The following is a 9,923-nucleotide window of genomic DNA, read 5'->3' on the forward strand; positions in this document are numbered from 1 at the left end:
GCTTTCCTTTATAAAGGAAAGCTGTTCACTTTTGGATTGAAAAAATGTCAGTTATCGAATCTGGCCGTAAGACCCAGGTGATTAACAACCTGTTGGTAAAATTCTCTTTCGGATTTTTTGGGGTGATAATCCTTATTCATGTAGGAAAAACAATAATTCACAAAATGCCGCTTTTCCTCCTCTGAAGCCAAATGCATGATATCATACTCTTCCCACTCTTCCAGCAGCTCCAAAGTATCATCCTTTGGCACACCCAAAAACTGACCTACATTAACAATTGCATCTCTTTTCTCTCCAGCCGGCCCAGCCAGCTTTGCAAGGGTGCAGAGGATCTGCATAGTCTTTTTGTCAATCTCAGTGAATACCATAAGCTGTCTTTTTAGAATTACCAGAATATAGAATCGTAGTACAATTATACGAATTGCAAACGATTGCAAGTCTATTTTCGTTGTAAATATTTTCACTTTATTTGCGCCGAACCAATGTCCGTTAAATTCACATTTGGTGAAAGATCTCAAGCACAAATCATTCATTATGCAGAGTACAGATCGGCGAAATAAAATGCTGCATCAAGGTCAGTTTTTATTCAAATACCGGGGCCTCCTTCCTGTGATCTTTTTGATCATTGGATTGATTATTTTCTTTTTTCAAGTCCGGAACTCTGCACTTTTCTTCACTGAAGGTGAGAAGCACATCTACGATCTCTCCTGTTTGGTGCTTGCCCTTTTCGGTCTGATCATTCGGGTAATTACGGTAGGATATACCCCAAAAGGTACATCCGGAAGAAACACTACCACCCAGGTGGCGGATCAGCTTAACACCACAGGGCTTTATGCAGTAACCAGAAACCCACTGTACCTTGGCAATTTTCTGATCTGGCTGGCGATAGTCCTACTTTGCCAGCACATCTGGTTTACCATTTTCTTTCTTTTAAGCTTTTGGTGGTTTTATCGGCTCATCATCTTCACTGAAGAGACCTTTCTGGCTACTGAGTTTGGAGCAGCTTACCTGACGTGGAAGAGCAACACCCCGGTCTTCTTTCCTGCTTTAGGTAAGTACCAGCCCAGCACCCGTACCTTCAACTGGAAAAAGGTGCTCAGAAAAGAGAAAAATGGGGTTGCTGCCATCTTTGTTATCTTCTTCCTATTTCAACTCACCCGAGCCATAGCCGATGACAAAGATTTTCATCCATTGACATTTCTATCCGATCACCTCTTCTGGTCACTTTGTGCCATCGGATCGGGACTGTATTACCTTTTGATCAAAGTAATCTCAACCACGACAAACTGGCTGGAAAATACAAGTGGAACCCCAAAGACTTAGGTCTGCGACCGTATCTTTGCCGCGTGAAATTTCCGGATCTCAAGCAACATGCAGCCATGCTCTTCGTGGGCCTGCTCTATGGCACCAATTATAGCATTGTCAAAATCATCACACCTGAGTACATTCTTCCTTTTGGGCTGATCGTAGTGCGGGTGGCCATCGCCACAGCCTGCTTCTGGCTGATGGGGCTGGCGGTCAAAGAAAGTATACACTGGCGAACGGACTGGCTGCGGATCGTTCTCTGCGCATTCTTCGGTGTGGGGATCAATATGCTTTTCTTCTTCAAAGGAGTAAGCCTGACCACCGCCATCAATGGCAGCATCATCATGACCCTCACCCCCGTGATGGTCTTTGTCACCTCCCTCGTCCTCTTGAAGGAGAAGGTAACCCTGCTAAAAGTCCTTGGGTTGGCTGCTGGTTTTTTAGGGGCATTCCTGATTATTTATCGTCCGGGAACGGAACTTTCGCTGGGAAACTGGAAAGGCGATGTACTCATCCTCCTCAATGCCCTGAGCTATGGGGTTTACCTCGTTTTGGTGAAGCCCCTTATGGCAAGATACAGACCCATCACGGTAGCTAAGTGGATCTTTTTCTTCGGCTTCTTTCTGGTGCTGCCTGTTGGCTGGAGTGAATTCACGGAAATTCACTGGCAGACGCTCCCCGCCAAAGTATACTTGAGTATGGCATTTGTGATCATCGGAGTGACGGTGATTGTCTATGCCTTGAATATCTGGGCCCTGAAAAAAGTGAACCCTTCCACAGTGGGCGTTTACATTTATGTGCAGCCGGTTTTTGCCACGCTGATCGCCAGTACCTTCTTCGGCGAAATACTTACCATCCGGCACCTTTTCGCTGCCCTGCTGGTGTTTGCCGGAGTGTGGTTAGTAGTGAAAAAAAATTAAAGATTGACTGTGTCATAAAACACCAGATACCACTTGCCACCGATCAATTGAAAACGTCGCTCTGAATAAAAACCACCACCATCTTCCTGTACTTTTTCAATCACTTCGCCTTCCTTCTCCACAATATCAGTGATGTATTGCGGATCAGAAATTTCGGTCACCTTCTGTTTGTGAGGCTCCCAGGAGGATTTCACCCAGGGCTGACTGCCCTCCGGGCCTTCATACTCTCCCGCCAGTGGAAACTTCACCCGGTCTAATTGGAAGCTTTCATCTGTATGAAAGCGGTCGTAGAACTCCTCGAAAACCTCTGAAGTCCTGGAAGTAGTAAGGTTCTTTGCACACCCGGCAAATAGCACAGCGATCAGGCATAAAATGCCCCATTGAGAAAGATTTTTCATAGGCTTTTAAAAGTGGAGAGTGTCTGCTCGAGATGATCATCCGTAAAATCCAGATGGGTCACAAATCTGACGGCCTTTTTGCCGAAAGATACGCCCAGCACACCCTTTTCATTGAGTTTTTTCAAATATTCTTCCGGTGAAATCCCATCCAGCTCGGCGATGACGATATTGGTCGTAACCGGGATCACTTGTCCAATGTATGGTTGCCCCTCGAGTCCCTTGCCGATCTCCCTGGCTCTCTGATGATCTTCTGTCAGCCGGGCACGATGTTGATCTACGGCATAGGTGCAAGCGGCCGCCAGATATCCTGCCTGACGCATTGCCCCGCCTAATGCCTTTCGCACCCGAGTGGCCTGCTTGATCATGGATTTGGAAGCGAGTAGCACTGAACCTACAGGAGCCCCCAGTCCTTTTGAAAAGCAAACCGAGAGTGTGTCAAACAAGCCCCCATAATCCGCCGGGTCTTCTCCAGTTTCCGCCAATGCGTTGAAAAACCGGGCTCCGTCCATATGTAAAAGCAGCCCATGGGCATCACATACCGCTCTGATCTTTCGGATCTCACCAATATCGTAAATACTCCCACCGCCTTTGTTCATGGTATTCTCCAGACCTACTAATCTCGTGCGTGGAAAATGTATGTCATCAGCATTGATATTTTCTTTAATCTGCTCAGCTGTGAGTCGTCCTCTGTCACCCGTGAGCAGCTTTGGCGAAAGCATGGAATTGTAGGCCATCCCACCACCTTCATAGAGATAAATATGAGAATGTTTATCGCAGATGACCTCATCCTGTGGGTTGGTGGATATGCGCAGCGCAATCTGATTGGCCATGGTGCCGGAGGGGCAAAAAAGGGCGGCCTCCATTCCGAAAAGTTCAGCTACCTTCTCCTGCAGCTCATTGACAGATGGGTCGTCACCCAGCACATCGTCACCCACTTCGGCAGACATCATGGCCTCCAGCATGGCAGGTGTGGGTCGTGTGATGGTATCGCTTCTCAGGTCAGCTATGGTGCTTTTTGTCATCATTGCCCTAAAATATGGAAATTGGAAATAACCCTATCTTTGAATGCCCATTAATTCATCTCAACATCCATTAATTCAATTCTATGATTATCCACCTCAAAGGTGACCTGGCTTCTGAAAAAATAGCCACCCTCGCGATTGCACATGAAGCCATTCATTTTCGTTCAGAAAACCGGGATATTCTGGTGCTCTCCTCCAAAGTCACTTCTACCCCGGCGGCACTGGCCCCTTATGCCGATCAGTCTTTTGTACTGGACAGTGACATCCAGTTGGCCAGCAGGGACTATCAACCGACTAAAAGAACCATTCAAATCGGCCAGGACGCCATAGGGGGCAATACCCGAAATACCATGATGATGGCCGGACCGTGTAGCATAGAATCCTGGGAGCAAATCTCTCAGGCTGCTGAGCTGCTAAAATCCCTCAACATCAAAACGCTGAGAGCGGGTTGTTTTAAGCCCCGCACATCGCCCTACACTTTTCAGGGATTAGGAGAAGAAGGGTTGAAAATGCTGGTAAAAGTGCGGGAAACCTATGGCCTGAATATTATCACTGAGGTGAAAGACAGCTCTCATGCAGATCTGGTCATTGACCATGCCGACATAGTGCAGATAGGCACCAAAGCCATGTATGACCAGAGCATTCTTAGGAAATGTGGAAAATCAACCAAACCGGTCCTGCTCAAACGGGGTTTTGGCACCACCCTGCAGGAGTTCGTACAAGCGGCAGAATTTATCCTTTCGGGTGGCAATCCTAACGTTATGTTGTGCGAGCGGGGCATTCGTACATTTGAAAATAAAACGAGGTTTACGCTCGACCTAACCGGGGTGGCTTATTTGAAGGAATTCACCAACTTGCCCGTGGTGGTAGACCCCAGTCATGCCATGGGCTATCGCTACGGCGTACCTGATCTCACCAGAGCTGCCGTGGCCATGGGAATTGATGGTTTGCTGATAGAAACCCACCCAACACCTGAGCTGGCAAAATCTGATGCAGCTCAGCAACTCAATTTTACTGAGTTTACCAAAATGTTTCATTCACTCAAACCTGTGGCCGAGGCTGTAGGACAAACAATGACTTAATGACAAAACTTCCCACCATCAAATTACTTGTGCTGGATGTAGACGGCACCATGACCGACGGGGGCATCTATATCATGGAAGATGGTCGGCAGTTTAAAAAATTTCACGCTCGCGATGGACTCGGCATTAAAGAAGCCATGAAAGCAGGCGTGGAAGTGGGCATCATCAGCCACAGTCTGGCTACTGAGATGGTCAACTCCCGGGCCAATATGCTCGGAATGAAGCACTTCTATGTGGGTCAGCGTCCTAAGCTGGAGGTGCTCAGCGAATGGATCAAAGAACTCAACATCAGCTATGATGAGATTTGCTTTATTGGTGATGACATCAATGACCTGGAAATCATGCAAAAAGTAGGGTTTTCTGCCTGTCCTTCAGATGCCGCAGCAGCCATAAAAAAAATCGCGAAGGTGGTGCTAGACAGAAAAGGAGGTGATGCCGCGGTCCGTGAGTTCATTGACCGGTTCATCCTTTCGGAGGAATGAGTTAATCAAACTTATTTAAATACTGGGTGAAGAAGAATATAGGCATAGGCCAGAGTTTCCTGGCAAACTTCTTCTTGAAAAATCCAAAATGACCGATCCGTTCCAACCCAAGATCCTTAGGCTTGATAAACTGAAAGGTGGTCACTGCATTCCTGTAAAAGTGCATGAGTGCCTGTGTGGCTGCCGAAGGGGCCAGTAGTTTGTCATCCTCTATGTTCACAAAATGAACCGGAATCCTCACAGAGTCAAACTTCTGCGCCATTTCCCTATTCCCTTGCAGCACTCCTTGCGGGTGGGTTCCCCACTTGCGCCACTCCTTAGCCGCATTTTTGGGGATGTCAATATTGCCACCCATGGTCCAGCCCGGTAGATAACGATAGGCAGAGACTGTCAGGGGAATCAAAATGTACCAGAAAATGAGAACATAAAGCCACCATAAGCCTTTCCAATGACCATGGTATGCCGACTGGGACCCCACGAAATAAGCAGACCTAATGCGTCCGTTGTTGGCCGCTTTTGGAAAAATCTGCCCGGCCACACTGTGACCTATCAGAAAAATTTTATCATATTTTTCATCAGCCCAGGAAATCACGCTTTTGAGATCCTGATCACCCCAGTCGCTCATTTTGCAGCGCTCATCCTTCACAGCGCCGTGCAAAGAGCCTCCTATCCCGCGATAGTCAAAAGTGACCACATCAAATTCTTTGTATTGGCAAGCGTAGTCCGCGAACCCTTTGTAGTAGTGCTGAGGAGCCCCAGCAGCTGGACTCACGATGATCAGATGTGCACTTTTGGCATCTCCTGAAAAAAGCGTAGCGCTTATTTTGGTTTTATCCTCCGAAATGATCTGAAACCCTTCAGCCTTATGCATGCCTTATTTTTATACTGAATTGCCGATGTGGCGGATAACATCTGGACTGCCGCAAATGTATTATAATACTTTATATTCACAATCCGTTTGGCAATGTGTCCATTTCAAATATTTTTGCAACTCAAATAGAAACCAATCCAAAATGAGCGTTCTAGTCAATAAAAATTCTAAAATAATCGTACAGGGCTTTACAGGCACTGAAGGAACCTTCCATGCCTCTCAGATGATTGAGTACGGCACCAACGTGGTGGGAGGTGTTACTCCGGGCAAAGGAGGACAAAGTCACCTGGACAAGCCAGTATTCAATACCGTGAAGGATGCCGTGGATGCAACAGGCGCTGACGTGTCTATCATCTTTGTGCCACCAGCATTCGCCGCTGATGCGATTATGGAAGCTGCCGATGCAGGCATCAAAGTCATCATCACCATCACGGAGGGTATTCCGGTGAAGGATATGATGAAGGCAAAACCTTACGCCATAGCCAGAGGCGCGAAGCTGGTAGGGCCCAACTGCCCCGGTGTGATCACTCCGGGTGAAGCCAAGGTGGGTATAATGCCAGGTTTTGTCTTTAAGAAAGGAAATATTGGGATTGTTTCTAAATCGGGAACACTGACCTACGAAGCAGCCGACCAGGTAGTAAAAGCAGGATTGGGTATTACTACGGCCATCGGTATCGGAGGAGACCCGATCATCGGTACTTCTACCAAAGATGCCGTGCAGTTGCTCATGGAAGATCCTGAAACAGAAGGGATCGTGATGATCGGTGAGATCGGTGGAAACTACGAAGCAGAAGCCGCTAAGTGGATCAAAGAAAATGGCAACAAAAAGCCTGTAGTTGGATTCATTGCCGGCCAAACAGCGCCTCCCGGAAGAAGAATGGGTCATGCCGGAGCCATCATTGGTGGAGCAGATGATACGGCCGCAGCCAAAATGAAAATCATGGCTGCCAATGGCATCCACGTGGTAAACTCCCCTGCAGATATCGGGGAAGTGATGAAAAAAGCATTGAGCTAATCATTTAGCTCAATTAGCAATACATAAGCCGGTTGGATAGTTCTGACCGGCTTTATTTTTTTATTGCCCGCCATTTTTTTTGCAAACTAATTTTTCCGTGTTACGTTTGTGCTCTCAAATCGATAAAGCATCGATTTATAAAGAAGCGCTGAGAGACAGGCTCTGAGAAGCGCTAGCAACCCCCACCCTAAACGGGAAGGTGCTAATTCCTGAAATATAAATTGATAGTTATGAAATTCTACAAAAACACTTTTGCGAAAGCTATTGCTTTTTTGCCAAGCACTGAAGCAAGCTTATTTATTTCACATGCTGCACCTGACAGGGTTCTCTGTTGTATGTGCTACTGCTAATTCCGCAGGTATTCTTCCTTTTAGTTATTGGAAAATCCGCAGGCCAATTCATGTAATGTCCTGGTCATAAAAGCATATCACATATACAATTCTAAAATCTTAAAAATATACACTCATGTCAACATTGAAATTTGAAACCTTACAACTACACGCAGGCCAGGAAATAGACCCCACAACAGGATCTAGGGCTGTACCTATCTATCAAACCACCTCCTTTGGATTCAAAAACTCCGAGCACGGGGCTAACCTTTTCGCCCTGAAGGAATTTGGAAACATCTACAGCCGGATTATGAATCCTACCAATGATGTATTCGAAAAACGGATAGCCGCGCTGGAAGGTGGAGTGGCTGCATTGGCGGTTGGCTCCGGGCAGGCGGCTCAGTTTATCGCGCTCAGCAACATACTGGAGTCTGGTGACAACTTTGTGTCCAGTTCATTCCTTTATGGCGGCACTTACAACCAGTTCAAGGTAGCCTTCAAACGACTGGGTATTAATGTCAAATTTGCGGAAAGCGACCAGGCCGAAGAATTTGAAAAACTCATTGATGAGAAAACCAAAGCCATCTACCTGGAAACCATCGGGAATCCGGGCTTCAATGTACCGGATTTTGAAGCCATCGCCGCAGTGGCCAAAGCGAATAACATTCCCCTCATTGTAGACAATACGTTCGGGGCTGGTGGGTACCTGTTTCGCCCATTGGAACATGGCGCCTCTGTGGTGACTGCTTCTGCCACCAAGTGGATAGGTGGACACGGCACCAGCATTGGCGGCGTGATTGTGGATGGAGGAAACTTCAACTGGGGCAATGGAAAATTTCCGCAGTTTACCGAGCCCTCTGAAGGCTATCACGGCCTGGTCTTTTGGGATGTCTTTGGAGAAGGAAACCCACTTGGCCTTCCCAACATTGCCTTTGCCATACGTGCACGAGTGGAAGGGCTAAGAGATTTTGGGCCAGCACTCAGCCCATTCAACAGCTTCCTGCTATTACAAGGACTGGAAACTTTATCTCTGCGAGTACAGCGTACCGTTGATAATGCCCTGGAACTGGCTCAGTGGCTGGAGCAGCATCCTTTCGTGGAAACGGTGAATTATCCAGGCCTAAAAAGTAGCAGCTATCATGAACTGGCCAAAAAATACCTCAAAAATGGATTTGGAGGGGTTCTCTCCTTCACACTGAAAGGGGAAAAAGAGTTGGCCACCCAGCTGGTAGATAATCTGGAGCTGGTGAGTCACCTGGCCAATGTGGGAGATGCCAAGACGCTGATCATACAGCCATCTGCTACCACCCATCAGCAATTATCCAATGAGGAACAGTTAAATGCGGGCGTACTTCCCAACCTGCTCCGGGTCTCTCTGGGCATCGAACACATCGATGACATCAAAGCGGATTTCCAGCAGGCTTTCGAAAAAATATATGCAGACAATCAAGTTAATGCCTAATACCATCGAACAAATACAGCCAAAATCTGCGATCCTCAAAGTAGAAGAACCGTTCATCCTGGAGTGTGGAGACACACTCCGGAATGTCCGGATTTCCTACACCACCTATGGTAACCTCAACAGTGAGAAAACCAATGTGGTCTGGGTATTTCATGCCCTCACAGCCAATGGCAACCCGGCAGAATGGTGGCCCGAACTGGTGGGCCCCGGAAAAGCCATCGATCCTGAAAACAAATTCATTATATGCGCCAATATGCTCGGCTCATGTTATGGAACCACTGGACCGAAAAATTACAATTTTCCTCTGGTGACCATCCGTGACATGGTAAAAGCACACAAGGTGCTGAGGAATCATCTCGGTATAGAAAAAATTCAATTAGGAATCGGTGGATCGATGGGTGGGCAGCAGCTTCTGGAATGGGCGGTGGAAGAGCCCACACTTTTTGAGCACATCGTACCTTTGGCCACCAACGCCTTCCATTCTCCCTGGGGCATCGCTTTTAATGAAGCGCAACGAATGGCCCTGGAGAACATAGATAGCGCTAAAGGGCTGGAAGCCGCCAGGGCCATCGCTATGCTCTCCTACAGGCACTACAATACCTATGACAAGACGCAGCGAGATGTAGACCAGCGATGGGATGACTTCTCGGCATCTTCTTACCAACGATATCAGGGTGAAAAGCTGCGCAAGCGATTTTCTGTAGAGAGCTATTATTACCTCTCCAAGGCCATGGACAGTCACCATGTGGGCAGACATTTCGGGTCGGCAGAGACGGCTCTGAAACGCATCCAATCCAAAGCGTTGGTCATTGGCATAGATACCGACATATTATTTCCACCTCAGGAGCAGCAGTACATTGCCGGACTTATACCGGGTGCTGAATTCCGTTTGGTAACCTCTGCGTTTGGTCATGATGGATTTCTGACTGAGGCGGAGCAAATTTCAGAATTGATCAATGATTTTTTGAATTATTGATAGGTGTCGTGACATAATAAAAGCCAACCCCCTGGGGGTTGGCCTAACGCCCGAAAAGTAT

The 9,923-nt window shown here is 47.3% G+C and carries 11 protein-coding genes and 1 riboswitch; of the genes, 7 read left to right on the forward strand and 4 right to left on the reverse strand.

Annotated features, from left to right (window positions below; all coding sequences use genetic code 11):
• Positions 1 to 47: 47 nt before the first annotated feature.
• Positions 48 to 368, reverse strand: a complete 321-nt coding sequence (locus RIH33_RS01210; protein WP_406649968.1) for a hypothetical protein — start codon at positions 366 to 368, stop codon at positions 48 to 50.
• 136 nt (positions 369 to 504) lie between these two features.
• Here RIH33_RS01210 and RIH33_RS01215 point away from each other — a divergent pair, with 136 nt between their 5' ends.
• Complete coding sequence (locus RIH33_RS01215) at positions 505 to 1,323, forward strand: methyltransferase family protein (RefSeq protein WP_406649969.1); 819 nt, start codon at positions 505 to 507, stop codon at positions 1,321 to 1,323.
• 23 nt (positions 1,324 to 1,346) lie between these two features.
• Positions 1,347 to 2,225 (forward strand): DMT family transporter, encoded by an 879-nt coding sequence (locus RIH33_RS01220; protein WP_406649971.1) that lies wholly within the window; start codon positions 1,347 to 1,349, stop codon positions 2,223 to 2,225.
• Here the strand turns inward: RIH33_RS01220 and RIH33_RS01225 are convergent.
• On the reverse strand, positions 2,222 to 2,623 hold the full coding sequence (locus tag RIH33_RS01225) for a hypothetical protein (protein ID WP_406649972.1): 402 nt from the start codon (positions 2,621 to 2,623) through the stop codon (positions 2,222 to 2,224). The two genes, RIH33_RS01220 and RIH33_RS01225, sit on opposite strands and share 4 nt — an antisense overlap.
• Positions 2,620 to 3,648, reverse strand: coding sequence for a threonine aldolase family protein (locus RIH33_RS01230; protein ID WP_406649973.1), 1,029 nt, complete (start codon positions 3,646 to 3,648; stop codon positions 2,620 to 2,622). Before RIH33_RS01230 ends, RIH33_RS01225 begins: the two co-directional genes overlap by 4 nt.
• Positions 3,649 to 3,728: 80 nt before the next feature.
• Here RIH33_RS01230 and aroF point away from each other — a divergent pair, with 80 nt between their 5' ends.
• Both aroF and RIH33_RS01240 read left to right on the forward strand, forming a co-directional pair.
• Entirely contained in the window at positions 3,729 to 4,727 is a 999-nt protein-coding gene (gene aroF, locus RIH33_RS01235; protein WP_406649975.1) for a 3-deoxy-7-phosphoheptulonate synthase, read from the forward strand.
• Positions 4,727 to 5,209, forward strand: a complete 483-nt coding sequence (locus tag RIH33_RS01240) for a KdsC family phosphatase (RefSeq protein WP_406649976.1) — start codon at positions 4,727 to 4,729, stop codon at positions 5,207 to 5,209. Before aroF ends, RIH33_RS01240 begins: the two co-directional genes overlap by 1 nt.
• A gap of 1 nt (position 5,210) precedes the next feature.
• Here the strand turns inward: RIH33_RS01240 and RIH33_RS01245 are convergent, their stop codons facing one another.
• A complete protein-coding gene (locus RIH33_RS01245; protein ID WP_406649978.1) occupies positions 5,211 to 6,080 on the reverse strand; it encodes an alpha/beta fold hydrolase in 870 nt (289 codons plus the stop codon).
• 142 nt (positions 6,081 to 6,222) lie between these two features.
• Between RIH33_RS01245 and sucD the strand changes: the two genes are divergently transcribed.
• The 3 genes from sucD to metX all read left to right on the forward strand — a co-directional run bounded on the left by sucD (position 6,223) and on the right by metX (position 9,862).
• Positions 6,223 to 7,095, forward strand: coding sequence for a succinate--CoA ligase subunit alpha (gene sucD, locus RIH33_RS01250; RefSeq protein ID WP_406649980.1), 873 nt, complete (start codon positions 6,223 to 6,225; stop codon positions 7,093 to 7,095).
• 132 nt (positions 7,096 to 7,227) lie between these two features.
• Positions 7,228 to 7,318: riboswitch (SAM riboswitch) on the forward strand.
• Between the two features lie 242 nt (positions 7,319 to 7,560).
• Positions 7,561 to 8,886 (forward strand): O-acetylhomoserine aminocarboxypropyltransferase/cysteine synthase family protein, encoded by a 1,326-nt coding sequence (locus RIH33_RS01255; protein WP_406649981.1) that lies wholly within the window; start codon positions 7,561 to 7,563, stop codon positions 8,884 to 8,886.
• Entirely contained in the window at positions 8,879 to 9,862 is a 984-nt protein-coding gene (metX, locus tag RIH33_RS01260) for a homoserine O-acetyltransferase (RefSeq protein ID WP_406649983.1), read from the forward strand. The genes RIH33_RS01255 and metX overlap by 8 nt, the downstream gene beginning before the upstream one ends.
• Positions 9,863 to 9,923 lie beyond the last annotated feature (61 nt).

Source organism: Marinoscillum sp. (genome assembly GCF_040222955.1).
Taxonomy (GTDB): domain Bacteria; phylum Bacteroidota; class Bacteroidia; order Cytophagales; family Cyclobacteriaceae; genus Marinoscillum.

Bases quoted from the DNA above. Each gene is read 5' to 3' on its own strand.
- RIH33_RS01245 (WP_406649978.1), bottom strand. From the start codon at position 6,080: ATGCATAAGGCTGAAGGGTTTCAGATCATTTCGGAGGATAAAACCAAA.
- metX (WP_406649983.1), top strand. From the start codon at position 8,879: ATGCCTAATACCATCGAACAAATACAGCCAAAATCTGCGATCCTCAAA.
- RIH33_RS01230 (WP_406649973.1), bottom strand. From the start codon at position 3,648: ATGATGACAAAAAGCACCATAGCTGACCTGAGAAGCGATACCATCACA.
- sucD (WP_406649980.1), top strand. From the start codon at position 6,223: ATGAGCGTTCTAGTCAATAAAAATTCTAAAATAATCGTACAGGGCTTT.
- RIH33_RS01225 (WP_406649972.1), bottom strand. From the start codon at position 2,623: ATGAAAAATCTTTCTCAATGGGGCATTTTATGCCTGATCGCTGTGCTA.
- RIH33_RS01240 (WP_406649976.1), top strand. From the start codon at position 4,727: ATGACAAAACTTCCCACCATCAAATTACTTGTGCTGGATGTAGACGGC.
- RIH33_RS01255 (WP_406649981.1), top strand. From the start codon at position 7,561: ATGTCAACATTGAAATTTGAAACCTTACAACTACACGCAGGCCAGGAA.
- aroF (WP_406649975.1), top strand. From the start codon at position 3,729: ATGATTATCCACCTCAAAGGTGACCTGGCTTCTGAAAAAATAGCCACC.
- RIH33_RS01210 (WP_406649968.1), bottom strand. From the start codon at position 368: ATGGTATTCACTGAGATTGACAAAAAGACTATGCAGATCCTCTGCACC.